Source organism: Gordonia sp. QH-12 (assembly GCF_001578675.1).
GTDB classification, from domain to species: domain Bacteria; phylum Actinomycetota; class Actinomycetes; order Mycobacteriales; family Mycobacteriaceae; genus Gordonia; species Gordonia sihwensis.
Window position 1 is genome coordinate 15,711 of the sequence record NZ_KQ969304.1, and the last position, 24,393, is coordinate 40,103.

Genomic DNA, 24,393 nt, shown 5'->3' on the forward strand with positions numbered 1-24,393 from the left:
CACCGCCGGCCCGATCCGGGCCGGCGGCCGTTCCTCACGCGAACGGTGAATCCGCCAGCGGGGTCAGCGGAGTCACGTCGCGCTCGGCGAGATAGTCCGGCCGCGGTGCGGTGCCCCCGTACGGTTCGCGGGGCGCGTTCTCGACACTGTTGAACACGAGGAACACATTCGCCCGCGGGTAGGGCGAGATGTTGTTGCCGGAGGCGTGCATCGAGTTCGAGTCGAAGAAGAGGCCGGCGCCGGCGGCGCCGGTGAACTGCTCGATGCCGTGTTCGTATCCGAGCTCGGTGATGGCGCTCGGCGAGGGGACGCCGACGCGCTGGTCCTGCAGGGACTCGTGGAAATGGCCGTCGGGCGTCTCGCCGATGCAGGGCACGAACGTCCGGTGGGCGCCGGGCATGAGCATCAGGCCGCCGTTGAACGGGAAGTTGTCGGTGAGCGCGATCGACAGGCTCACGGTGCGCGGCGCCGGCAGGCCGTCCTCGGCGTGCCAGGTCTCGAAGTCGGAGTGCCAGTAGAACCCCGTGCCTGCCATGCCCGGCATCGCGTTGATCCGCGACTGGTGGATGTAGACCTCCGAACCCAGGATCTGGCGGGCGCGGTCGAGGATCCGGGGTGTGCGGGCCAGGGCCTCGAAGACCGGGCTGACCCGGTGGACGCGGAAGATCGACCGGATGGCCCCGGACTCCCGTTCACGGATCAGCAGTCCGCTGTCGGCGAGGTCGGCGTCGTCGGTCATCCGGTCGAACTCCGACCAGCACTCCTGCACCTGAGCCGGGGTCAACAGACCGTCTTCGATGTGGAACCCCTTGCGCTCGTACTCGGCGAGCGCCGTCGCCGGGAAGGGACCGGGGGTGGCGCCCCAGACCGTCGGATCGGGCCGGGGAATGGTGTTGATGTCGTGGGTGGCACTGGCGTCGAGCCGCGAGGGGTAGCGGTCGTCGACGGCCTCGTGGGTGCTCCGCGCGGTAGTCAAGGAATCCTCCCTCCAATAGCGGCGGGCCGGGCCGGCCCGCGTGTGATGGACCTCCTCCACCGTTACCAGAGTCGGGCGGCCGGTGGGTGAGGCAGTATCGGGAGAGCATCACATCGCCGAGATGCGAAAGGACCGACGATTGATCGCCTACCAGCACCGCGTTCGGTATCACGAGACCGATACGCAGACCTTTCTCTTCAATGCGCGGTACATGGAACTCGCCGATGTGGCGATGACCGAGTGGTTCCGCGCGATCGGCCACCCGTATCCCGGACTGCTGGACGACGGCCTCGACCCATCCGTGGTGAAAGCCGAGATCACCTTCTTCCGGCCCGCGAAGTTCGACGACGTGATCGACGTGGACGTGACGTGCCTGTCAGTGGGCCGGTCGAGTTTCTCCTTGCGGTTCGCGATGAGCAGGGGCGGGGAGCCGGTCAGCGAGGTGCGGCTGGTGTACGTGAACGTCGACACCGCGACGGAGCGGTCCCGCCCGCTGCCGGAGTCGGTCGCGCAGACGCTGCGCGGTCTGGTGGAGCCGTCGCCCACGGCGGCGCACGGCGGTGCCGAGTAGAGTCCCAACCATGTCTGATGCCCCCGAGACTCCGCCGATTCTGCTGCTCAACGGCCCGAACCTGAACATGCTCGGGGTGCGTCAGCCAGAGGTCTACGGCGCGGACACCCTCGAAGACGTCGTCGAGTCGACCCGCCGGACCGCGGCCGAGTTCGGCCTGACGGTCCGGGCGCTGCAGACCAACCACGAGGGCGAGATGATCGACGCCGTCCACGCCGCCCGCGGCGAGATCGGCGGCATCGTCATCAACCCCGGCGGATGGACGCACACCTCAGTCGCGCTGGCCGACGCCCTCGTGGTGCCCGAGGTGCCGGTGGTGGAAGTGCACATCAGCAACGTGCACGCCCGCGAACCGTTCCGCCAGCACTCGTACATCTCGCCGATCGCCGCGGGGGTGATCGTCGGCTGCGGAACCGCCGGATACGAGTTCGCGGTGCGCCGAATCGCCGCTCTCATGGGTCGCTGACCTGCTCGTTCACCGCTTATCGGTTCCGATGCCGTAGGATGGACGAGTCGGAGCGTGCTACTGCGCACGCTCGTTCATTCGGCGCAAATGCGCCGTGCGTCGTAGAACGCCTCCACGCAGACCCCGGATCCAACGCGGGTGCGTCGAACTTTCATACGGCGAACCGACACGCGCCCGCCGCGCGTGTTCGCCACCTGAATCCGCTCTGCGGCGCCTATGTGCCGTACGCGGATGCCCGCATGCAAAGGCTCCCACCTCCATGACCACATTCGCCGATCTCGGTGTGCCCGCCCCCATCGCCGACGCGCTCGCCGCCGAAGGCAAGGCCGAGGCGTTCCCCATCCAGGAGCGCACGCTCCCCGACACTCTCGCCGGCCGCGACGTCCTCGGCCGCGGCAAGACCGGCTCCGGTAAGACTCTCGCCTTCTCCGTGCCGCTGGTGACCCGCCTGGCCGGAGCCGGCGTGCGCCGCAAGCCCGGCCGCCCGACCGGACTGGTGCTGTCGCCGACCCGCGAACTCGCGACACAGATCGCCACCGCGATGGAGCCGCTGGCCTCGGCCGTGGGCCTGCGTGTCACCACCGTGTTCGGCGGTGTGAAGCAGACCCGCCAGGAGTCGGCGATGCGCGCGGGCGCCGACATCGTCGTCGCCTGCCCTGGACGTCTCGAGGACCTGATGCGACAGCGCATCGTCAGTCTCGACGACGTCCAGATCACGGTGCTCGACGAGGCCGATCACATGGCCGACCTCGGCTTCCTTCCGGTGGTGACCCGCATCCTGGCCGCCACCCCCGCGGGCGGCCAGCGGATGCTGTTCTCCGCGACGCTCGACAACGGCGTCGACAAGCTGGTGAAGCGATTCCTCTCCACGCCGGTGACGCATTCGCTGGAGGACGCGACCTCGCCGGTGGCGCAGATGACCCATCACGTGTTCCGCGTCGGCTCGGCCGCCGACAAGACCGAGTTGGTTCGCGAGCTCGCCTCCGGTACCGGACGGCGCATCCTGTTCACCCGCACCAAGCACCAGGCCAAGAAGCTGGCCAAGAAGCTGACCGCCGAAGGCGTGCCCGCCGTCGATCTGCACGGCAACCTGTCGCAGGCGCAGCGCGACCGCAACCTCGCCTCGTTCGCCGCACCGGACGGCTCCAAGGTCCTCGTCGCGACCGATGTCGCGGCGCGCGGCGTTCACGTCGACGGTGTGGAACTCGTCGTCCACGTGGATCCGCCGGCCGAGCACAAGGCGTACCTGCACCGTTCGGGCCGCACCGCGCGTGCGGGCTCGGCGGGCGACGTGGTCACCATCTGCCTGCCCGAGCAGTGGGGCGATCTCCGCAAGCTGCTGCAGAAGGCCGCGATCAAGGTTCCCGGCCAGCAGGTGACGGCGAAGTCGGATGTCGTCGACGAACTCGTGGGTGAGCGTGCGCCGTACCGCGAGGCGCCGCCGGTGGCGCCGCAGCAGTCGCAGCGGCAGGGCGGCGGCCAGGGGCGTCGCCGGTCGGGTCAGGGCTCCGGTTCCGCATCCGGCGGCGGTGCTCGTCGCGGCGGTTCGGGACGGGGTGCTTCGGGGCGGGGTGCTTCGGCTCGCGGCGGTTCGGGACGTCCGCGTTCCGGCAGCGCGGGCCACGGCGAGACGCAGCCGTCGCGTCCGGCCGCCAAGGCGGTCCACACGTCCTCGACGCCCAAGTCCGATGCGGGTTCGGCGGCCCCGCGCCGTCGTCGCCGCGCCAGTCGCCCGGCGGGTGCCCCGCGCGGCTGACGGTTCGCTTCGGGCCCGGCCGAGGCTATCGGCTCAGGGCCTGATCGACGAAGGTCGCGACCCGGCCGCACAGCATCGGGCCGTGGCCGGGCATCACGATCACCGCGTCGAGGTCGCGCAGCGCCGCGACGGATTCCTCGTTCGCGGGGACGTCGTGGGTGAAGACGTGGTCGAGGCACTGCGGTCCGCGGCGTTTGGTGGTGGGGTGAGCGCTGATCAGCGCGTCGCCCGAGATCAGCACCTCGCCGTCGCCCGCGAGGAAGGCGCTGTGCCCGCGGGTGTGCCCGTGGGTCGGCACCGCGGTCGGCGAGCCCGGTAGCAGCGAGAGGTCGCCGAGCGGCTGAGCGTCGCCGATGCCGGACTTGTCGAGGGCGCCCAGGCGCACCACGCCCTGCAGCCAGCCGAGGACCCGCGGACGATAGGCGATCGGAGCGATGGTCGACGCGTCCGCCTGCTCGAGGAACTCACGACGCGCATGCGGCACCTCCGCAGGGTCGGCGTAGACCGGGAACGATCGCGTCCGGCCGATCCGCGCCAGCCCGCCCAGATGATCGATGTGCGCGTGGGTCAGCAGGGCCGCATGAACCTCCGACAGGTCGCTGCCCACCCGGCGCAGCGACTCGGCCACCGCGTCGGCGTGACCGGGATACCCGCCGTCCACCAGCGTGACGCCCTCATCGGACTGAAGGATCACCCAGTTCACATACTTCGTGTGCACCAGGTGCGTCTTGGCCGAACCGTGGTCGATGGTGGTGATGTCGAGGTCTGCCATGCGATCAGCTCTTCTTCACGACGAGAACGAACGGCCCGATCTCCGTCACGGTGAACGCCGGATCGTCGAAGGCCGCGGGGTTGAAGGTGACGGTATACCGCTTGACGTTCGGATCGTTGGGATAGACGTCCTCTGCGAGTCGCAGCGTGTATCCGTCCGGGCTGTAGCGGAACAGGAAGACGTTCGGCGGCCGCCACGGGCTGGTGCGGAGGTTGTCCTTCATCTCCTGCGGCGTCGACGCCTGTGACCACTTCTCGATCGTCGCCGCACGCTCGGTGAACTCCGCCAGCGGGTTCGCGTAATGCGAGGTCAACCCCTGGAATCCCCAGTACGGGTAGAGCGAGAGGAAACCGAAGTCGGCCGTCAGCACCACGTTGTCGGTGGCCGGCCGGCCCGTCTGGGCACGGATGGTCTCGTCGATCTTCGGGTAGTACGACTCGGCGCCGGGAGCGTGCTGATCGGCGCGCACGCCGCGGCCGTCGGTGTCGGTGTACGCGGTGGTGATCTCCACCGACAGCACCGACGGAATCTGCTGGGCGACGGCCAGCGCGGCGGCCGCTGCCACCACTCCGATCACGGTCCGGATGTCGCCGAATCGGGCGATCGCCGCCCGGCTGAGCCATACCACGCCGAACGCGCCGGCCGCGGCGAGGACGACGGTGCTGACCGGCTCGAGGCGGAACGACAGCAGGGTGGTTCCCTTGGCAGTGAGGGCCAGCGACAGCAGCGTCAGTCCGACGACGCCGACGAGAGTGCACGCCATGCTCATCGCGATGGTGCGCCGGCGGCACTGCATCAGGATCCAGACGAAGCCGATCAGGCACAGCAGGCCGAGCAGGCTCACATGGAACATGGGCAGCGCGAGAATCGAACCGGACTCCGGCAGGTAGTGCTCGGCGCTGCCGCTCACCGCGACGTCGGTCCTGAACCGCTCGACGAGGTACGGCCCCCACACGATGAGCGCGATGGCGCCGGCGAGCACCCCCATCACGACGAGCCGGACGACAACCGCGACTATGCGGGGCCGTCGCTCCGCGGAGATCGTCTCGCGCGGCACCGTCTTGTTGCGCGGCAGCAGCCAGGCCTGCACCAGATAGACCAGCGCCATCAGCACCGCGGTGCCGGCGAAGAGCGCGGTGAACAGGGTGTACACGGTGGCGGAGAGGCCGATGAAGACGCCGCCCGCGATCACCGCGAGCCAACTCGTCTGCGACAGCGGCGTGGGACCGCCGGCCAGTCTCGACCGGCCTCGGAGCGCGTACGCGCACACCACGAGCATCGGGATGCCGACCAGGATGAGGGTGGCGGAATAGGGTTCGGGCGACGCGAACTGCAGGGTCACCAGGGTCACGGCGATCGAGACGGCGGTTCCGGCCGTCACGCCGACCATCCGGTTCCACAGGGCCGCGCCGAGTGCGGCGGCCACCGCGACCGACAGGATGGCCCACGGCTTGTAGGCCTCCCAGCCGGCCAACCCCAGGGTGTTCGCGTACCGGCCGCCGAGCCAGAACCAGGTCGCCGGATAGTACGGCGGCAGATCCGCGTAGGTCATGTCCGCCAGATGCGGGCTCGACGTCAGGCGCGTCAGATACTCGGTGCGGAACTGCTGATCGACGGACAGGCCGAAGAGATACAGCTTGGTGGCGCCGAGCGGCATGCCCAGCGTCACCGTCACCAGCCCGGCGGACGCGAACGCCGACAACAGCGAGGCCAGGATCCGCGAGCCGTAGCGCGACCACACCACGGCGACCACGGCGAGCAGCAGACAGGCCGTCTGCCCGAGCGTGGTCAGCGCCCGCGTGACATTGGAGGTGTTGAACGCAGGCCAGCCGACTGCGCCGATGATCTTGAGCCCGGCGAAGGCGATGACCGCCGCACCGAGGACCGCGCCGCCGAGTTCGACGACGTCACGGGTACGACCGGAGAGCCGGGGCCGGTCGGCAGCGGAGGTCTCCACCGGCCGTCAGATGGGGAGCTTGCGGAACACCGGGCGCGGGATGTGCCGCAACACCATCATGATGAAGCGGAACGGGCCGGGCACCCAGATGACGTCCTTGCCCTTGTCGACCGCGGCGACGGCCATCCGTGCCACGTCTTCCTTGTTCACCGTCAGCGGGGCCTCGGCGACGTGCGCGGACAGGCGGGTACGGACCTGGCCTGGGCGGATGACCAGCACCCGGATGCCCTCGGGACGCAGCGCGTCGCCCAGCCCGAGGTAGAAGCCGTCGAGGCCGGCCTTGGTGGAGCCGTAGACGAAGTTGGAGCGGCGGACGCGCTCGCCGGCCACCGAACTCATCGCGATGATCTGACCGTGGCCCTGCTCGCGCATCTTCTCGCCCAGCAGGACGCCCACCGAGACGGCGGCCGTGTAGTTGATCTCGGCCTCGAGGACCGCGAGCTTCTGGTCCTGCCAGGCCTGCTCGTCGTCGCCCTGGATTCCGAACGCGACGATGGCGACGTCGATGTCGCCGCCCTCGAAGGCCTTGTCGATCACCTCGCGGTGGGTGTCGGTGGCGAGCGCGTCGAAGTCGATCTGCTCCACCGACGACGCGCCGGCGGCGGTCATCTGCTCGGCCGCAGCGGCGGCCGCCGGGTCGTTCGGGACGGTGGCGAGCACCACGCGCATCGGACCCCGGGTGAGGAACTCCGAAGCGATGGCCAGACCGATCTCGGAGCTGCCGCCGAGGATCAGGATGGACTGCGGAACGCCGACGGCGTTGAACATGGGTGTCTGCTTTCTCACGTGCGGTCGGTGTAGGGCTCGTCGAGCCGGTTCGGACTCAGCCGGCTCGGGTCAGACCAGTTCCAGTCTGCGGCCCATGTCGGACATGAAGACGTGGTTCGGGTCGACGCGGCGCCGGGTGGCGATCCACTTGTCGATCTCGGGGTACATGGCGTGGAAGGTCTCCGCGCTCGTCCGCGAGTCCTTCGCGGTGTAGAGGCGTCCGCCGATGGACATCACGCGACGGTCGAGTTCGGTGACGAACTCGTGCAGGCCGCGCTTGATCGGGAAGTCGACGCAGATGTTCCAGCCCGGCATCGGGAAGCTCAGCGGCGCTTGGTTGCCCTCGCCGAACAGCTTGAAGACGTTGAGGAAGCTGACATGGCCAGACGCCTGGATGTCGTAGATGATGCCCTTGAACTCCTCGACGGCCTCGGGCGGAACGATGAACTGGTACTGCAGGAAACCCTTCGATCCGTACGCGCGGTTCCAGTTCCCGAACAGGTCGAGCGGGTGGTAGAACTGCGTCAGATTCTGGATCTTGCCCTGGTAGTTGCCGCCCATCCGGTAGTAGGCCTCGCCGACCAGTGAGAAGTTCAGCTTGTTGGCCAGCCCGTTCGGGAAGATGTCCGGGAAGTTCACCAGCGTGGGCGCGTCGAACTTCAGCGGGTCCTTCGCGAGCTTGTCGGGCAACTGGTCGAGCCGCGCGAGGCTCCCGCGCGAGAATGTGCCTCGGCCCAGACGCGGAGGCTTGCTGATCGCGTCGAACCAGCCCGAGGAGTACGTGTAGTTCTCCTCCGACCCGTCCATGTGCAGGGCGATGGTCTCGTCGAGGCTGTTGGTGACGCTGCCGTCGGCGATGAAGTACGCGGTCTCGGTGCGCGTCATCTGGATCTTGGCGCGCAGGATGATGCCGGTGAGGCCGATGCCGCCGATCGTCGCCCAGAAGATGGAGGCGTCGGGGTCGTCGGAGGTGCCGCCCGGGGTCAGCGTCAGGATCTCGCCCGACGCGGTGAGCAGCGAGATCTCGACCACGTGGTTGCCGAAGCTGCCGGCGCTGTGGTGGTTCTTGCCGTGGATGTCGCAGCCGATGGCGCCGCCGATCGTCACCTGGCGCGTGCCCGGCAGCACCGGAACCCACAGGCCGTGGGGCAGCGCGATGCGCATGAGGGTGTCCAGGTCGACGCCGGCGTCGAGATCGATGATCCCGGTCTCGTCGTCGATCTCGTGGATCCTGGTCAGCTGGGTCATGTCGATCGTCAGACCGCCCGAGTTCTGGGCGTTCTCGCCGTACGACCGGCCGAGGCCGCGGGCGATGACGCCGCGGCGAAGGTAGCTGGGCTTGTCTGCGTTGTCGTCGGCCACGCGTGCCACCGCTTCGGCGATGAGCTCCGGGTACGGAGTCGACAGGACATGGCCTTCTGTCGGCATGGTCCGGCCCCACCCCATGAGCTTGCGGGTCTCGATCGGGAGTACAGCTGTGTTCGTCATCGGAGTAGAGACTACTCGTCGGTCAGCTGGTCCGGGATCCTTGAGTCGGCGCTGTGTCGGGCGGCACTGCGTACCGAGGTCGGGCAGTGGCCCGCCGCGGACTGTGGTGATCGCCGGCGTCGACTACATTCTGTTCTCGAGACATGTGACAGGAACCAGGGAGGTGGCGGGCATGATCGTCGTCGGATACTCGTCCGGCTCGTTCGGGCGAACCTGCCTGGAGCACGGCATCGATGAGGCGCGCCGCCGCGGGACCGATCTCCTGGTGATCAACGCGGTCTCCGAGGCACGCGGCCAGCGTCACGCCGAGGCCGACGAGATCGTGCAGATTCAGGAGCGGCTGTCGTCGTCGGGGGTGAAGTTCCGTATCACGCAGCCGATCGGCACCACCCCGGCCGAGGAACTCCTCAACGCGATGGACGATCCCGAGGCGGAACTGCTCATCATCGGCATGCGGCGACGCACCCAGGTCGGCAAGCTGCTGCTGGGCAGTACCTCGCAATACCTGCTCGTCGAATGCCGCAAGCCCGTCCTCGTGGTGAAACCCGAACCCTGAGCCGCGCGCCTCCGCGCCGTTCCACGACAGAACCCCCGTCCGGGACGGGGGTTCTGTCGTCGAATGGAGTGTCTACTGTGCGCCGGGCGTCAGCGCAGAATCCGCGCGACGAACGGCGTCGAGTCCTTCATCGAGGCCAGGACGGTGCCCGAGTGATCCTGGGTCGGGTAGACGTGCAGTTCCACGGGCTGCCCGGCCGAGACCATCTGCGCGTACAGCGACAGCGCCGACGGAGCCGGGACGTCCATGTCCTTGAGCCCCTGGCCGAGGAAGATCGGACGGTCGTAGCCGCGATACGGGGTGCTCATGTAGTCCACCAGCGCGCCCTGCACGCCGGGGATGGAGGTGACGGGCTTGCGGAACCAGTCGCGGATCTTCGCTCCCTCGACCACCGAACGCATCTCCGGGTAGCAGCGGGTGCGTGCCTCGTTCACCACTCGACGCCCCTCGGGAGTGAGGATCGACAGCGGCTTGAGGTCGGGCCGGGCGTCGGAGAAACCGGCCCAGATGTAGGCGGCGTAGACGTTCAGACCGGTGGGCAACGCGACCGGAGGGAAGCCGGGACCGGCCTGCCAGACGATGTGCTCGATGTTGGCGGGGGTGCCGGTGGCGACCACGCCGCGGTAGTCCAGGCCCGATCCGCGCGAGTACTCGGTCGCACGGCGGGCGCCGTTGAGCGCCGCGCTCGCGCCCTGCGACTGTCCGACGATCGCCCACGTCTTCGACAGCGGCAGGCCGGAGTGCGATGCGGCCTTCACCGAGTCGACGATCGAGTGGGCCTGCACCTTGCTGCTCAGGTAGTTCATCAGGCCCGGAGTGCCGAGGCCCGCGTAGTCGGTCGCGACGATCGCGTAGCCCTGGTTCAGCCAGTGGTTCAGGTACTCCTGGTCGCGATCGCTTCGCGGCTGGGCCGACGGGGTGCAGTCGTCGCCGAGCCCGGTGGTCCCGTGCGCCCAGGCGATCACCTTGTAGCCGCCCTTCGGTGCCGGGCGCTTCGGGAGGAAGACGGCGCCGGTGCTGACCGCGGGGGCACCGTGGACGTCGGTGGTCGCGTAGAGGATGCGATAGGCGCTCGACGCGCCGGTCAGGTCGACCGACCCGGCGAGCGGCGTCTTCTGGATCAGTGTGCCGGGTGCGCCGATCGGGCCGTTGTAGCCCCGGGCGTCGAGACCCGACCAGACCGGTGCGCCGGTGGCGGCGTCGTCGGCGCGAGCGGCCGGAGCGGTGGCGAAGAGGCTGGCGGCCGCAGTCGCCGCCACGGTGAGGGCGACCACCGATCGCTTGAAACGGAGGAGGGAGGGACTGCTCATAGTGGACGACCCTAAGCCAACCGCCTCACAATCCGGTAGCCGGACGGCTCGATTGCGGGACCGCGTTCTCAGCTTTCGCTCATATCGACCTCGGTCGGCCACGGGCTAGGCTGGCACGGTGTCAGATACGTCGCCCGTGAACGAGGATCCTGCGAAGCCCGGACATCATCCGGAGCACGAGGACTTCCACACCCGTCACGCACCGATGCCGATCGAGCTGCCGCTCGACGACGAAGAGGCGTCGACCGATGTCGACATCAAGACCCAGATCATCCGGTTCATCGCGACCGGAGCGCTCTCGGCGGTCTTCGACTTCAGCCTCACCTTCCTGCTCCAGGAGGTGTTCGGTGCGCCGTTCTGGCTGGCCAAAGCGGCGGGCTTCATTCTCGGCACCACGATCGCCTATCTGATCAACCGCCGGTGGACCTTCCGAGCCGAGCCGAGCACCGCGCGGTTCATCGCCGTCGTCCTGCTCTACGCGGTGACCTTCTTCGTCAACATCGGTCTCTACAACTGGCTGATGCACGCCTGGGGGACGGGCTTCCTCCTCATCGTCCTGGCTTTCTGCATCGCGCAAGGAGTCGCGACCGTCATCAACTTCGTCGTCCAGCGCGCGGTGATCTTCAAGATCCGCTGACGTCCGAGAAGCGTTATGCCGTATTCCGTTACCCGAATCGGGTAACGGAATACGGCATAAGCGTTGAGACGATCAGGCGAACTGGACGGTCGCGGTGCAGCGGCCGAAGACGCGCTTCCCGTTGACGCTGGCGCCGAAGACGATCAGGGCGCGACGGGTCTCGGGGTCGAGCGACTTGACCTTCGCGGTGTATTCGACGACCGCCGGTTCGTGAGCCGGGACGTAGACCGGGCTGGTGAACCGTGCGCTCATGTCGCGGAAGGCCGCGGGGTCGCCCACCTGCGAGGTGAGGTAGCCGGCGGCGGTTCCGAGGGTCAGCATCGCCTGCGCGACCACGGTGTCGAGCCCGGCGGCCTGCGCCACCTTCGCGCTGTGGTGGATCGGGTTCGGATCGCCGGATACGCCGATGTAGTTGATGACGTCGCCGCGGGTGAAGCGCTGCGCGCGGACCGGCAGGTCCATGCCCTCGGTCAGCGAGTCGAACGGAATCGTCGTCCAACGCACATCCGACTCGGGCGGGATCGCCGCCGGTTCGGCCGGGCTGAGCGGCTGCACGTGCCGGTCGCCGCCGGTGAACATGATGCCGTCGACGATCTCCTCGAAGTCGTCGGGAAGACGGTCGGCGTCCTCGCCGGGACCGGCCAGCGACGTCCACGACTCCTGCAGCACGCCCTTGTCGATGTCTCGGACCAGGGTCTTGACAGTGAACAGGTCGGCTCCCGCCACGGTGCGGTACGACTCGAGGGAGACGTCGCAGTACAGCCGGTCGCCGGCTTCGATCGGCCGGTGGAACGCGAACCGCTGGTCGATCTGCAGGACGCCCGACTTCAGCAGATCGCCGGGGACGGCCTTCTCCAGGAGCTGGGCCTGCGCCTTGGCACCCATGATGGCGACGATCGTCAGGGGTGCGACGAGCGCGGCGTGCCCGCCTTCGCGGGCCTTGGCGTCGTCCCAGTGAAGCGGGTTGTCGTCGTGCAGGGCGCGGGCGAATTCGCGGATCTTCTCGCGACCCACCTCGTAGTAGTCGGCTGTCGTGAAGACCTTTCCGATCGCCTGATCGATGGCCTCAGCGCGAGTCAGTTCACGGCTGGTCATTCGAATAAGGTACCTGACGTGCGAGGGAGCAGAAAAATGCCGGGTTCGGGGCCGGTCGGCGCCCGGTGGGGCCGTCGCACGACTGCGATCACCCGTTGACTTTCGCGATCACCGACTCGCCGAAGCGCTCCAGATTCGCGATCTTGGTCTCCAGCGGCTCGGTGTCGCGGCCCATGATGTAGGGCAGCCGGAACCCGACGATCACGTCCGTGACGCCCTTGTCCTCGAGGCGGCGGCACCCGTCGACGGTGTACGCATCCAGGGAGATCACGTGGATCTCGAACGGATCGTTCTCCTTGCCCTCGGCCTTGCGGATCGCGCCGAGCTTGTCGATCAGAGCGTCGAGTTCCTCGGGGGCGCCGCCGCCGTGCATCCAGCCGTCGCCGCGGATCACGGCTCGCTTCAGTGCGGCGTCGGCGTGCCCGCCGACCAGGAGCGGAATCGGCTCGGAGGGTGTCGGACTCATCTTGATCTCGGGAATGTCGTAGAACTCACCGTGGAACTCGAAGTACCCGGGAGTCGTCAGGCCGCGGATGATGTCCATGCATTCGTCCATGCGCTTGCCGCGGCGGGCGTAGTCGACGCCCATCAGGTCGTAGTCCTCGCGCCAGGGGCTGGTTCCGACGCCCAGGGCGAGCCGGTTGCCGGTCAGGCAGGCCACCGACGCGGCCTGCTTGGCGACGAGTGCCGGCGGTCGGACGGGCAGTTTGAGCACGAAGGGCAGGAAGCGCAGGGTGCTGGTGACGGCGCCGAGGGCGGCGGCCTGGATGAAGGTCTCGATGAAGTCCTTGTCTTCGAGGAACTCCCGCCTGCCGTCCGGGGTGTAGGGGTACACCGAGTCCGATTCCTTGGGGTAGGCGAGGGAGTCGGGGATCGTCATGCCCGCGAACCCGGATCGCTCGGCCGCCTGCGCCAGCGCCGGATAGTAGGTGTAGTCGGTCATCGCTTCGGCAAAGGTGAATCGCATGGACCCCAGACTAGAACACGTTCTAGTGCGGGACGAGGTTTCCGGATCTCCGGCGACCGGGTCCGCCCATCCGCCTCCGCACGTGGCTCAGGGGCGGCCGAACCGCTCCGCGCGACCGAGGCGGCGCAGCCGCATCCACTCGCGGAACCCCGCCGGATCGCGCTGCTGCACGAGGAAGTACCACGCGAATCGCGCATACTCCTGCGGAAGCAGCTTCCGCATGCCGGGCTGGCTCATCAGATAACCGCGATTGCGGTAGGTGAAGAACCGCTTCACCTCGTTGTCGGGGTACTGCGTGTGCATCCGGCCTCCGAGGATCGGCCGGAACTCGTCGCTGCCGTCGGGGTGCAGATAGGCGGTGGTCAGACAGGTGCCGAAGCCGATCCCCGAACGTGCCAGGCGTCGATGCATCTCCACCTCGTCGCCGCGGAAGAACAGCCGGAGGTCGGGGACGCCGATCGCGTCGAGGGTGTCCGCAGAGAACAATGCACCGTTCATCAGCGACGCGATGCCCGGCAGCAGATCGTCGTGACCGGGTGTCTCGGTATCGGTGAAGAGTTCCGACCGCTTGCGCCGCCACACCAGACCGCGGCGCAGCGGGAAGGCGAGGTCGTCGGGCGCGTCGATGTTCACCACCACGGGGGAGACCTGGCCGAGGCGGTGGCGGCGAGCGCAGTCCAGCAGTGTCGAGAGCACCTCCGGACCCTCCGGCCGGCCGTCGTCGTCGGCGCACCAGACCCAGTCGGCGCCCAGCGCCAGCGCGTGCAGCATGCCGAGGGCGAAGCCGCCGGCACCGCCGAGGTTGTGCCGCGAGGGCAGGTAGGTGGTCGGCACGGGCTGGCTCGCCACGAGCTCGCCGACCTCGGGCTCGGCGGCGTTGTCGACGACGATCAGGTGGTCGAGCGGCCGGTCCTGCGCCGCCAGCACCTTCAGGGATTCGGCGAGCAGTTCGCGGCGCTTATGGGTGACGACGACGCCGACGACCATCTCGGCGGTCGGCGCACTCACGCCGAACCCGGGGTGCCGGAGGCGCCGTCGCGCTCGTCGGCGAGTTCGTCGAGCACTTTGCGCACGTGCTGCGCGGCGTCGGGGCCCTCGTAGGCGCCGACGACCTCTTCGATGCCGCCGTCCATCCGGATCTGACCGTGGTCGATCCACAGCGCGCGGTCGCAGAGCTGAGCGAGGAACTCGTTGGAATGGCTGGCGAAGACCAGGATTCCCGAACGCTCCACCAGGGCCTGCAGCCGGACGCGGGCCTTCTTCATGAACTCCGCGTCCACCGCGCCGATCCCCTCGTCGAGGATGAGGATCTCCGGATCGATGCTGGTGACCACGCCCAGCGCCAGGCGCACGCGCATGCCCGTGGAGTAGGTGCGCAGGGGCATCTCGAGGTAGTCGCCGAGCTCGGAGAACTCCGCGATCTCGTCGGTCTTCTTCAGCATCTCCTTGCGGCTCATCCCCAGGAACATGCCGCGGATGATGATGTTCTCGTACCCGGAGATCTCCGGGTCCATGCCGACGCCGAGGTCGAAGACGGGCGCCACGCGGCCGGTGACGCGGCACGATCCGCGGGTCGGCTCGTAGATACCCGAGAGCAGACGCAGCAGTGTCGACTTTCCCGCGCCGTTGTGGCCGACGAGTCCGACCCGATCGCCGTGCTGCAGGTGCAGGTTGATGTCGCGCAGGGCCTCGACCACGACGGTCTTGGAATTGTTGGCGCCGATCACGCCGCCGGCGGCGCCGATCACCGCCTTTTTGAGGGAGCGCGTCTTGGCGTCGAAGATGGGGAAGTCGACGCAGGCGTCCCAGGTGTCGACGCGGATGTCGGTGTTGGCTGTCACAGGTCCTCCTAGACCCAGTACGCCACGCGGGCGCGGTAGTTGCGCATCACGAACATCGCTGCCGTCCAGCCGACGGCTGTGCAACCGATCACGATCAGCCAGTGGTACAGCGCGACGTGCTGGCCGAGCAACGGTCCGCGCGCGATCTCCAGGTAGTGGTACATCGGGTTCAGCTCCACCAGCTTCAGCCGGCTCGACTCGTCGGCGCCGGTGCTGCTGAGCGACTGCGCCGACCAGATGATCGGCGTCATGAAGAAGACGAGCCGGACGGCGGTGGTCAGCAGCTGGCCGATGTCGCGGAACCGGGTCGACATGATGCCGAAGACGATCGTCGTCCAGACCGCGTTCAGCGCGTACAGCAGCAGCGCCGGGAAGACGAGCAGGACCGTCCAGCCCAGGGGCTGCGGGAACACCGCGAGCAGGATCAGATAGATCACGATGTTGTGGGCGAAGATGATGAGGCTGCGCCACACCACCCGGTACACGTGCACGCTGGTGGGCGCGGGGAGCTGTTTGATCAGTCCTTCATTGGTGGAGAAGACCACCGAGCCGTCGAGGATCGAGGTCTCGATGAAGCCCCAGAAGATGAAGCCGAGGGTCACGTACGGCAGGAAGACCTTGATGTCCTGGTGGAACAACTCGCCGTAGAGGATTCCCATCGCGACGGCGGTGACGCCGGTGGCGACCGTGATCCACAGCGGACCGAGCACCGAGCGCTTGTAGCGCTGCTTGATGTCGGTCCAGCCGAGGTGCAACCACAGCTCGGAGTTGCGGAACCCGTCGACGAGGTCCTTGAAGCCACGACCGAACGTCTTCGAGTCGGAGGCCTGGGGCGCGGGCGGGATTCCGCCGTCATTGACTACGGCTGACACAAGGCCACAGCATACAAGTGCCTCAGAGGTACTGACCTGTGCTGTGCCCGTCGTGTGGCACAGCTCCCGGAGGCAGCGCGCCCTGGCGCATCTGTTCGAGTTGGCTGCGGGCGGCCATCTGCTGAGCGAACAGCGCGGTCTGGATGCCGTGGAACAGGCCCTCCAGCCAGCCGACGAGCTGAGCCTGCGCGATCCGCAGCTCGGCGTCAGACGGGGTCACATCGTCCGAGAAGGGCAGGGCCAGCCGGTCGAGCTCGTCACGGAGCTCCGGCGCAAGCCCGTCGGCGAGCTCGGCGATCGACGTGCGGTGGATCTCCGCGAGCCGGTTGCGGCTGGCGTCGTCGAGAGGAGCCGCGCGCACCTCTTCGAGCAACTGCTTGATCATCGTCCCGATCCGCATCACCTTCGCGGGCTGTTCCACCATCGACGCGACGGTGCCGGGCTGGTCGTCGTCCGCGGAATCGCGGCTCTCCTCGTTCGACGGCAGTCCGCCGGGGAGGATGATGGACTGCTGCTGGGGAAAGCCCGAATCGGGCTGGTCGTCTGGGCCGCCCGGTGTCGGGGAGCCGAACATTGCGGGGTGCATGGCGTCCATTGTGCCTTTTCGGTGCCAGTATCGTTGTGCGCATGCCGTTCGACATCGCCTCGGTCAGGGGGCTCTTTCCCGCGTTGGGGGACGGCTGGATCTACCTCGATCCGCAGACCGGGATGCAGATCCCGGATTCGGTGGCATCCGCCGTCTCGACCGGATTCCGGTCGCTTCCGGTGGTCGCGGGCAGTCGTAGCCCCCAGGCTCGCGCAGCGGCGGAGACGATCGAGAACGCCCGGCGGGCGGTCGCGGATCTGCTCGGCGCCGATCCCGCCGGTGTGGTGCTGGGGTCGTCTCGAGCGGCGCTGATGTCGGCGCTGGCCGACGCGTTGCCCCTGTCCGCGTGGCTGAACCGGAACATCGTGCTCTCGCGGTCCGACGACGAGGCCGTTCTGACGCCGGCGCTGACCGGAGCGGCACGCCACGGGACTCAGGTCCGGTGGGCGGAGATCGACGTGGAGGACGGGACCCTGCCGACCTGGCAGTTCGCCGACATCATCGACGACCGCACCTCACTGGTGGCAGTCACTCTCGCCTCGTCGGTGAACGGCGCGATCACCGATATCGGTCCGATCGCCGGGCACGCCCGCGCCGCGCGGGCCCGGCTTCTGGTGGACGCGACCACCGCGGCGCCCTATGTGCCGCTGTCGATGGACGAGCTCGGCGCCGATGCGGTGCTGGTCAGCGCCGAGCGCTGGGGCGGCCCGCGGGTCGCCGCCCTCGTCTTCGCCGATCCGGAGCAGTTGGGCTCACTGGTCCGCGTGTCGATGAATCCGAAGGCCGCCGGCGCGGCACGCCTCGAACCCGAGCCGCTGCCGGGCGCCCTGCTCGCCGGGTTGATCGCGTCGATCGAGTATCTCGCCGGCCTCGATCAAGCAGCTGCGGGCACCCGCCGCGAACGCATCACCGCGTCGATGGACGCGACCTTCGAGTACGTGCACCGTCTGCTGTACTACCTGGTGAACTCCCTGTCGCATCTGTCGAACGTGCGGGTCATCGGGCCCGATGTGCACCGGGTCCCCGTGGTCAGCTTCGTCGTCGAGGGTGTTCCGGCCACTGAAGTCTGTGTTCGGCTCAGCGACAACGGGATCGCCGCACTGGCAGAGGTTCCCAGCCGCGCGCTGGGGGCGATCGGCGTCGACGAGATCGGCGGCGCCGTCACGGTGGGGCTCTCTCCGTACTCCACTCCGTACGAGGTAGACCAGCTGGTGAGGGTGCTCGGCTCGTTCGGCTGATCGCGCATACGGTGTTGATCCGTTCGGCGGACGTCGAGTTTGGCCACCGCGTACACGCCGGTAGGGTCGTGATCGGCCGACCGTGACTCGTCGTGGCGGTCGATCGAGAATCTCATGAGGGTGGAGGACACGACCTTGGCGGAACCGGAAGGTGGCGATTTCGCTGAGCGCGGCGCTGATGGGCCTGCGTTGACGCCGGAGCAGCAGAAGCTGTGGCAGCAGTTCGTGAGCGGCGGCTGGATGATGTACCGCGCGTTCTTCCGCGAGATCGACCGTGCGGCGCCGCTGACGTCGGCGGACTGGCGACTGCTCGAGGTTCTCGCGTCCGCGCCGCAACTGCGCATCAGCGATCTCGCCGATGCCACCCAGATCGGTCTCAGCACGGTGTCGCGCCAGGTCAGCCGCTTTCTGGAGCGCGGCTACGTGGTGCGCGCGGAGTCGGTGGAGGACGATGCCCGTCAGAAGTGGGTGCAGATCACCGACGAGGGTATGGAAGCGCTCAAGCCGATCCTCGACACGCGTGACCGGGCGGTGCGCCGACTCGTCGTCGACCAACTGACTCCCGAGGAGTTCGAGCAGCTCTGCACGCTCTTCGGCAACCTCGGCGCGCGCATCGCCGAGACCGAGGACTGACGCCGAAGGGCGATGCCGCCGCGGCCGTCAGGCGATGGTCAGAAGCACTTTGCCGACGGCGTCGCCGGATTCGAGGCGCGCGTGCGCCGCATCGACCTCCGCGAGCGGGAAGGTGGAGTCGATCACCGGCCGGATGTCGCCCGACTCGATGAGCGGCCAGGTGCGTGCCACGGTCTCGGTGACCACCGCGGCCTTCGAATCCGGTCCGCCGCTGGCGGGGCGGGGACGCAGGGTGGTGCCGCTGACCGACGCGCGCTTGGCCATCAGTTGCCCGATGTTCAGTTCGGCCTTGGCGCCGCCCTGCATGCCGATGATGACCAGGCGGCCGTTGGTGGCCAGCGCCTTGATGTTCGAGGCCAGGTACCTCGCGCCGATGATGTCGAGGATGACGTCGGCGCCGCCGTGCTCCTTCATGACTGCGGCGAAGTCCTCGCTCGTGTAGTCGATCAGGATCTCCGCGCCGAACTCTTGGCACCGCTCGAGCTTCTCGCGGTTGCGGGCCGTGACCGCCACCCGGGCACCCATCGCGTGCGCGACCTGCGTCGCATGGGTGCCGATGCCGCTCGAACCCCCATGGATCAGCAGCAGCTCCCCGGTGGACAGGCCCGCGGTGTCGAAGACGTTGGACGACACGGTGCAGGCGACCTCGGGGAGCGCGGCGGCCGAGACGAGGTCGACCCCGCGCGGCACCTGCATCATCTGCTCTGCCGGCACCGCGACCTTCTCCGCATATCCGCCGCCGGCGAGGAGGGCGCACACCTCGTCGCCCACCTGCCAGCCCGAGACCCCTTCCCCGACCGCCGAGATCCTGCCGGACACCTCGAGGCCCATGATCTCTGACGCCCCGGGCGGTGGCGGATAGTTGCCCGCGCGCTGGAGGAGGTCAGAGCGATTCACTCCCGCCGCGACCACGTCGATGACCACCTCGCCGACGGCCGGCGACGGGTCGGGGACATCCTGCAGGGACAGATTCTCGGCTTCGACGACGATGGCTTTCACGGTGTCGATGGTTCCACAGCGGAGTGTGGGCCCGAGGGGCCTTCGATCTTCCCGGTCAGGAACCGGCCAGCACGGTGACGTGGTTGGCGACGGCCAGGCCGCCCATGTTGTGGACCAGCGCGTGGTGCGCGTCGGGCAGCTGCATGTCCCCGGCGCGACCGGCCAGCTGGAGTGCGCCGATCACGTGCTGGGACACGCCGGTGGCGCCGACCGGATGTCCCTTCGCCTTGAGTCCGCCGGAGACGTTGACCGGCAACCGGCCGTCGCGGGCGGTCCACCCCTCCTCGATCGCGCGGCGTCCCTGACCCGGTTCGGTCAGGCCGACCATCTCGTAGACGATGAGCTCGGCGATGGTGAAACAGTCGTGCACCTCGGCGAGTGACATGTCGGTGAGGGACAGCTTCGCCATCTCCAGGGCGCGCTGGGTGGCCAGCCGGCCGGCGGCGAAGTCGGTGATGTCGCGGCGGTCGGCGTCGAGGTGGTCGTTGGCGTGGGCGAACCCCTCGACCCAGGCCAGTGCCGACGACGGGGTCCGTTGCAGGACGAGCGCGGCGGCGCCGTCGCTGACGAGCGAGCAGTCGGTGCGGCGCAGCTGCCCGGCCACCACCGGATTGCGCTCGGAGACGGTCGAACAGAACTCGACGCCGAGATCCTTGCGGACCTGTGCCCAGGGGTTGGCGCACCCGTTGGCATGATTCTTCGCCGCGATCCGGCCGAGCACGTCGCCGAGGTCGTCGATCTCATGGCGTCGGGCGTACTGATCTGCCACCTCGGCGAAGACGCCCACGAAGCCGCCGGGGAAATCGGTCCCGGCGCGCTGCGGGTCGGCGCCGAGCAGTGCACGCCCGACGGTGGCGTTGTCGACGTGCGTCATCTTCTCCACGCCGACCACGAGCACGGTGTCGGCCGTCCCGGACAGGATGGCCTTGACGCCCTGGTGGACGGCGGCCGTGCCCGAGGCGCAGGCGTTCTCGACCCGGGTCATGGGCTTGCCCCAGAGGCTGGGTGCGGCTCGCATCGGCAAGGAGGACGGGAAGGCGAAATCGGTGAGGCCGCTGTTGAACTGGGCGACGAAGACCTCGTCGACCTCGCCGGCGTCGACCTGCGCGTCGGACAAGGCCTCGGTGGTGACCGCAGACACCAGTGAGGACAGGTCGTCGTCGACGAGTTTGCCGAAGCGGGTGTGGCCCACCCCGGTGATGCCGATGCGTGTGCTGGTCATGCTCTCTCCTGTGCTGCGAGTTGGAAACGGCGGATCTTGCCCACCGAGGTGCGCGGCAACTCGTCGATGACGGTCCACCGGCGCGGCCGCGCCGCGGGTTGCAGGTTCTGTTCGGCCCACTGCCGCAACTGTTCCGGCGACGGCGGCACGTCCTTGTCGGCCGGCACGATCCAGGCGGCGGGAACGTGGTCCCGGATCGGGTCGTCGATCGCGAGGACCGCGGCCTCGAGGACGCCGGGCGCCTCGGCGAGTGCGGCCTCGATCTCGGTCAGCGAGACGTTCTCGCCAGACACCTTGACCACGTCGTCGATGCGTCCGACGAACGCCAATTGACCGTCGTCGCAACGCCGTACGAGGTCACCCGTGCTGAACCACACATGGTCGGCGTCGGGCGTCGGCACGTCGAGGTCGACGAAGGCGCGGGCGTCGGCGGTGGGATTGTCGAGGTAACCGGCGAACAGGTCGCGACCCCGCACCCCGGCCACGGTGAGGATGCCCGGCTCCCCGTCGGCGGCCGGTCGACCGGTGTTCGGATCGATCAGAGTGATTGCGCGACCGTTGATCTCTGGTCCTATCCGGTCATGGGTGGGACGATCGGGGTCGTTGGCGGTGACCACGGCGACGGTCTCGGTCATGCCGTAGATCTGCCGCGGGGCGGCACCGCACAGCCTCGCCATCTCCGACCAGTGGCCCAGGGCCAGGTTCTGGGCGAACCAGAGATGGTGCAGGCTCAGCCGTGGCGCGTCGTCGCGGCGTCGGGCGAGGATCATCCTGATCGGCGCGGCGAACAGGCTGGCATGGGTGGCCTGCAGTTCGTCGACCTCGTGCGGCCAGCGACTCGCGGTGAACCGTGCGGTGAGGGCCACCGACGCGCCGGTCGCGATCGCCGAGGCGAAGCAGTAGTACTGCGCGTTGGCGTGGAACAGCGGCAGGCACACGTACCAGCGATGATGCGGGCGGAGTTGTGCCAGGTCGGCCATGGTCCGTCCGACGTGGGCGTAGTTCGCCTGGGTGAGCACCACGCCCTTGGGCTCGGAGGTGGTGCCGGAGGTGAACATGACCGCGAGCCGGTCGTCCGGTGCCGCGCTCGCAGGTTCCTGCCACAGGTCGGAACCGACCAGCGGCGAACCGTCCCGGAGGTCGGCGGCGGTCTCGGCGAGGGCGATCGCCTGCTCGGCGCCGCCGGCGGCGACCGTCTCCTCGAACTCCTCGGCGCAGATCGTCACCGCGGGACGGATGCGGCGCAGCTGACGGGCGACGTCGCGCGGGGTCGAACCGGGATCGACCGGGACGAACCAGGCGCCGAGCCGAGCGGCGGCCAGCCAGATCGCGATGAACGCCGGACAGTTGCGCAGCATCACGTGGACGGGAGCGTCGGCATCGACGCCACGCTCGGCCAGGGTGGCCGCGACCCGGCCCACGACGTCGTCGAAGCGGTCGTAGGTACAGGAGGAGACGGTGCCGTCGAGATCCCGGAACACCAGGAACTCGCGCGCACCGTGGTCGCGGACCGCTCGGTTCCACAGGGCAGCAAAGGTCTCGGCCATGGCTGTGACGGTAGCCGCCTGTCCCGGGGTCGCCGTGTCCCAAGTTGGGACAGCCTCGGGCCGTGGACAGCGCGGACCACTCCCGAGACGCCTGGACGACGGGTCCCGGAAGGGCCGTCGCCCAGGGTATTTCGGGATGACGTGGCTGTTTGGCGCGTCGCAGAGGGGAGGAGGGTCAGGCGGTGATCCCGTACGTGCGGAGCTTGCGGTAGAGGCTGGAACGGGCCATCCCGAGGTGGGCCGCCGCCGCCACCCGGTTGCCGTCGAACTCGCGCAGGGCGGCCACGATCGCGTCGCGTTCGGCCTGCTCGAGCGGGGTCAGGTTGTGCGAGACCGTGGTCTGGCAGTACCCGGGGAGGTCCTGCTCCTGGATCTCGCCCACCGGGCGCTGGCGCAGTGCATGCTGCAGGGCCTCGGTCAGCTGGGTGACGTTGCGCGGCCACGAGTATCGCGACACTACACGCATCGCCGCCGGGCTCAGGCGAACACGACGCTCGGGGGCGATCTGCCGGAGGACCGAGGCCACGATCTGGGGCAGGTCGTCGGTGCGCAACCGCAGGGGTGGGACGGTGATCGCGACCTCGAAGTGCGACAGCAGCATCTGGAACGGCAGGTCCGAGTCGAGCGAGGAGTCCGACAGCGTCGCCACGCACCACGTCGGCTCCTCGTGCTCGGCCAGCGCCCTGAGGATGTTCGAGATCTGTTCGGCGCCTTCGGTACTCGCCTGGTCGATGTTGCGGATGATGAACAGGGTCGGCCCGGCCTGGCCGGCGAGCATGGTGCCCAGATCCACGTCGGTGTCACCCTCGTCGACGATCTGGCAGGCGTCGATGCTGACGCTGCGGGCGTCGGGGAAGGCGTCGTGGAAGATCTCGGCGACCAGGGTGAACTTGCCCGAGCCGCTCTCGCCGATGACCACGGCGGGTTGGTTCTCGGTCAGCACCTGACGCACCTGTTCGCAGGCTCTGACCCAGGCCGGGGTCGAGCCCACCGCGACGCTCTGGTGCTGCTGACGCGTCAGGTCCCCGACCACGCGCGACGACGAATGTCCTGCGATGGCGATCTGCGGCAGCACGTGCTCGTCGAAGTTGCCGGGGAGGCCGAAGCGCGGGGCGGAGGCGATCTCGGCGATCACCACCAGTCCGGCCACCTCCGAGCCCACCAGGATGCGGGTTCCCCGCAGGGTCACCAGCCGGTCGTCGGGCAGGGCGATGGTGTCGCTGGCCTTGTCCCGCCGGCCCATCATGAAGATCGCGTGGTCGCGCAACAGTTGCTGCTCGGCACTGGAGAACAGTGCCTGAGCTGCGGCGTTGGCCATGAACACCGAGTCTCCGAAGGCGAGCACCGCCTGGCGTCCGGCCTTGGCGTCGATCTGGATGTAGGTGTCGAAGATCGCCTGTTGGGACTGGCTGCGGTCCAGGAGCAGGTTGCGCGCGATGTCCTTGGCGGCCGCCTTGACCAGGGTGTGCATCAGCGGGCTCCAGCCCGTGCTCAGCGTGGAGATGTCCAGGACGCCCTCGATGCGGCGGGTCACCGGGTCGATGATCGGGGCGCCGGTGCAGGCGAAGGTCTGCAGGTTCTCGGCGAAGTGTTCGGGTCCGACGACGCTGATGGGCTGGCCCGCCTCGAAGACGGTGCCGACCCCGTTGGTGCCCATCGAGTCCTCCGAGTAGCGGAAGCCGGGGGCGAAGTTCACCCGGTCCAGGAGGCGTCCGACCGCGCCCGAGGTGTCGATCCGCTGGATCACGCGGGCGCGGCTGTCGGTCAGCGCGATCACCATCGGGGTGTCGCCGACATCGGTGCCCAGCTGGCGCAGGACCGGGCGGGCGCAGCGCATCAGCAGGGAGCCGCTGTCGATCTCGTCGCTGAAGTCGGTGCACGGCTGGGAGTGGTCGACGCCGGCAGCCTGGCTGCGCTCCCACGAGGCGGCCACGATGTCGGGTACGCCCGCTGAGCCTGATCTGCCCGATTCGAGGAAATCCGCCCTGGCCGCGGCGGTTCGCAGCATTCGATTCGTGGCGTTGGGCACGCTCGTCTCCTCACTTCCTCGGAAGATGACTAAACCATCATCCCTGTGGTGCGGGACACAACCCCGAAAGTGTCCGAACTTGGGACAGGTCGAGGGTGTGCGACACG

23 protein-coding genes are annotated in these 24,393 nt (G+C 68.6%); 7 read left to right on the forward strand and 16 right to left on the reverse strand.

All coding sequences use genetic code 11. From position 1 onward, the window contains the following. Positions 1 to 34 precede the first annotated feature (34 nt). Complete coding sequence (gene thpD, locus Y710_RS16655) at positions 35 to 976, reverse strand: ectoine hydroxylase (protein WP_006897109.1); 942 nt, start codon at positions 974 to 976, stop codon at positions 35 to 37. A gap of 82 nt (positions 977 to 1,058) precedes the next feature. Here thpD and Y710_RS16660 point away from each other — a divergent pair, with 82 nt between their 5' ends. From Y710_RS16660 to Y710_RS16670, 3 genes are all read left to right on the forward strand, one after another. Beyond that, entirely contained in the window at positions 1,059 to 1,547 is a 489-nt protein-coding gene (locus Y710_RS16660) for an acyl-CoA thioesterase (RefSeq protein ID WP_231875774.1), read from the forward strand. A 10-nt stretch (positions 1,548 to 1,557) separates the two neighbouring features. Then, positions 1,558 to 2,013, forward strand: coding sequence for a type II 3-dehydroquinate dehydratase (aroQ, locus tag Y710_RS16665; protein WP_062367969.1), 456 nt, complete (start codon positions 1,558 to 1,560; stop codon positions 2,011 to 2,013). A 259-nt stretch (positions 2,014 to 2,272) separates the two neighbouring features. Beyond that, the gene (locus Y710_RS16670) at positions 2,273 to 3,769 is read left to right on the forward strand and encodes a DEAD/DEAH box helicase (protein WP_006897106.1); all 1,497 of its coding nucleotides are present in this window, start codon (positions 2,273 to 2,275) and stop codon (positions 3,767 to 3,769) included. A 25-nt stretch (positions 3,770 to 3,794) separates the two neighbouring features. On the opposite strand, the gene Y710_RS16675 is transcribed toward Y710_RS16670, so the two are convergent. The 4 genes from Y710_RS16675 to Y710_RS16690 all read right to left on the reverse strand — a co-directional run bounded on the left by Y710_RS16675 (position 3,795) and on the right by Y710_RS16690 (position 8,754). Beyond that, on the reverse strand, positions 3,795 to 4,541 hold the full coding sequence (locus tag Y710_RS16675; RefSeq protein ID WP_006897105.1) for an MBL fold metallo-hydrolase: 747 nt from the start codon (positions 4,539 to 4,541) through the stop codon (positions 3,795 to 3,797). A 4-nt stretch (positions 4,542 to 4,545) separates the two neighbouring features. Next, entirely contained in the window at positions 4,546 to 6,498 is a 1,953-nt protein-coding gene (locus Y710_RS16680) for an arabinofuranosyltransferase (protein WP_062367970.1), read from the reverse strand. A gap of 6 nt (positions 6,499 to 6,504) precedes the next feature. Next, positions 6,505 to 7,266: a decaprenylphospho-beta-D-erythro-pentofuranosid-2-ulose 2-reductase gene (locus Y710_RS16685; protein WP_006897103.1), complete on the reverse strand. Its 762-nt coding sequence runs from the start codon at positions 7,264 to 7,266 to the stop codon at positions 6,505 to 6,507. A 69-nt stretch (positions 7,267 to 7,335) separates the two neighbouring features. Next, the gene (locus Y710_RS16690) at positions 7,336 to 8,754 is read right to left on the reverse strand and encodes a decaprenylphosphoryl-beta-D-ribose oxidase (protein WP_006897102.1); all 1,419 of its coding nucleotides are present in this window, start codon (positions 8,752 to 8,754) and stop codon (positions 7,336 to 7,338) included. A 172-nt stretch (positions 8,755 to 8,926) separates the two neighbouring features. Between Y710_RS16690 and Y710_RS16695 the strand changes: the two genes are divergently transcribed. Beyond that, positions 8,927 to 9,310: a universal stress protein gene (locus Y710_RS16695; RefSeq protein ID WP_062367981.1), complete on the forward strand. Its 384-nt coding sequence runs from the start codon at positions 8,927 to 8,929 to the stop codon at positions 9,308 to 9,310. An 89-nt stretch (positions 9,311 to 9,399) separates the two neighbouring features. Here the strand turns inward: Y710_RS16695 and Y710_RS16700 are convergent, their stop codons facing one another. After that, complete coding sequence (locus Y710_RS16700) at positions 9,400 to 10,620, reverse strand: alpha/beta hydrolase family protein (RefSeq protein WP_062367971.1); 1,221 nt, start codon at positions 10,618 to 10,620, stop codon at positions 9,400 to 9,402. A gap of 136 nt (positions 10,621 to 10,756) precedes the next feature. On the opposite strand from Y710_RS16700, the gene Y710_RS16705 reads away from it, so the two are divergent. Next, on the forward strand, positions 10,757 to 11,257 hold the full coding sequence (locus Y710_RS16705) for a GtrA family protein (protein WP_006897099.1): 501 nt from the start codon (positions 10,757 to 10,759) through the stop codon (positions 11,255 to 11,257). Positions 11,258 to 11,329: 72 nt separating this feature from the next. Here the strand turns inward: Y710_RS16705 and Y710_RS16710 are convergent, their stop codons facing one another. The 6 genes from Y710_RS16710 to Y710_RS16735 all read right to left on the reverse strand — a co-directional run bounded on the left by Y710_RS16710 (position 11,330) and on the right by Y710_RS16735 (position 16,618). Continuing rightward, positions 11,330 to 12,352, reverse strand: a complete 1,023-nt coding sequence (locus Y710_RS16710) for a fused (3R)-hydroxyacyl-ACP dehydratase subunits HadA/HadB (RefSeq protein WP_006897098.1) — start codon at positions 12,350 to 12,352, stop codon at positions 11,330 to 11,332. A gap of 88 nt (positions 12,353 to 12,440) precedes the next feature. Then, complete coding sequence (locus Y710_RS16715; RefSeq protein ID WP_006897097.1) at positions 12,441 to 13,319, reverse strand: TIGR03619 family F420-dependent LLM class oxidoreductase; 879 nt, start codon at positions 13,317 to 13,319, stop codon at positions 12,441 to 12,443. Between the two features lie 87 nt (positions 13,320 to 13,406). Beyond that, positions 13,407 to 14,306: a galactofuranosyltransferase GlfT1 gene (locus tag Y710_RS16720; protein WP_062367982.1), complete on the reverse strand. Its 900-nt coding sequence runs from the start codon at positions 14,304 to 14,306 to the stop codon at positions 13,407 to 13,409. A gap of 17 nt (positions 14,307 to 14,323) precedes the next feature. Beyond that, on the reverse strand, positions 14,324 to 15,160 hold the full coding sequence (locus Y710_RS16725) for a galactan export ABC transporter ATP-binding subunit Wzt/RfbE (protein WP_006897095.1): 837 nt from the start codon (positions 15,158 to 15,160) through the stop codon (positions 14,324 to 14,326). An 8-nt stretch (positions 15,161 to 15,168) separates the two neighbouring features. After that, the gene (locus Y710_RS16730) at positions 15,169 to 16,032 is read right to left on the reverse strand and encodes a galactan export ABC transporter permease subunit Wzm/RfbD (RefSeq protein ID WP_006897094.1); all 864 of its coding nucleotides are present in this window, start codon (positions 16,030 to 16,032) and stop codon (positions 15,169 to 15,171) included. A 22-nt stretch (positions 16,033 to 16,054) separates the two neighbouring features. After that, positions 16,055 to 16,618 (reverse strand): bacterial proteasome activator family protein, encoded by a 564-nt coding sequence (locus Y710_RS16735; RefSeq protein WP_169317720.1) that lies wholly within the window; start codon positions 16,616 to 16,618, stop codon positions 16,055 to 16,057. A 41-nt stretch (positions 16,619 to 16,659) separates the two neighbouring features. Here Y710_RS16735 and Y710_RS16740 point away from each other — a divergent pair, with 41 nt between their 5' ends. Further along, positions 16,660 to 17,856: an aminotransferase class V-fold PLP-dependent enzyme gene (locus tag Y710_RS16740; protein WP_006897092.1), complete on the forward strand. Its 1,197-nt coding sequence runs from the start codon at positions 16,660 to 16,662 to the stop codon at positions 17,854 to 17,856. 135 nt (positions 17,857 to 17,991) lie between these two features. Next, positions 17,992 to 18,489 (forward strand): MarR family winged helix-turn-helix transcriptional regulator, encoded by a 498-nt coding sequence (locus Y710_RS16745; RefSeq protein WP_231875775.1) that lies wholly within the window; start codon positions 17,992 to 17,994, stop codon positions 18,487 to 18,489. Between the two features lie 27 nt (positions 18,490 to 18,516). Here Y710_RS16745 and Y710_RS16750 read toward each other — a convergent pair whose 3' ends face one another. From Y710_RS16750 to Y710_RS16765, 4 genes are all read right to left on the reverse strand, one after another. Next, positions 18,517 to 19,488: an NAD(P)H-quinone oxidoreductase gene (locus Y710_RS16750; protein WP_062367973.1), complete on the reverse strand. Its 972-nt coding sequence runs from the start codon at positions 19,486 to 19,488 to the stop codon at positions 18,517 to 18,519. Positions 19,489 to 19,543: 55 nt separating this feature from the next. Beyond that, positions 19,544 to 20,710 carry a thiolase domain-containing protein gene (locus tag Y710_RS16755; protein ID WP_062367974.1) on the reverse strand — a complete coding sequence of 389 codons (1,167 nt, stop codon included), beginning with the start codon at positions 20,708 to 20,710 and terminating at the stop codon, positions 19,544 to 19,546. Further along, entirely contained in the window at positions 20,707 to 22,257 is a 1,551-nt protein-coding gene (locus Y710_RS16760) for a class I adenylate-forming enzyme family protein (RefSeq protein ID WP_062367975.1), read from the reverse strand. The genes Y710_RS16755 and Y710_RS16760 overlap by 4 nt, the downstream gene beginning before the upstream one ends. Before the next feature lie 175 nt (positions 22,258 to 22,432). Next, positions 22,433 to 24,286, reverse strand: coding sequence for a sigma-54-dependent Fis family transcriptional regulator (locus tag Y710_RS16765; protein ID WP_062367976.1), 1,854 nt, complete (start codon positions 24,284 to 24,286; stop codon positions 22,433 to 22,435). Positions 24,287 to 24,393: the final 107 nt, after the last annotated feature.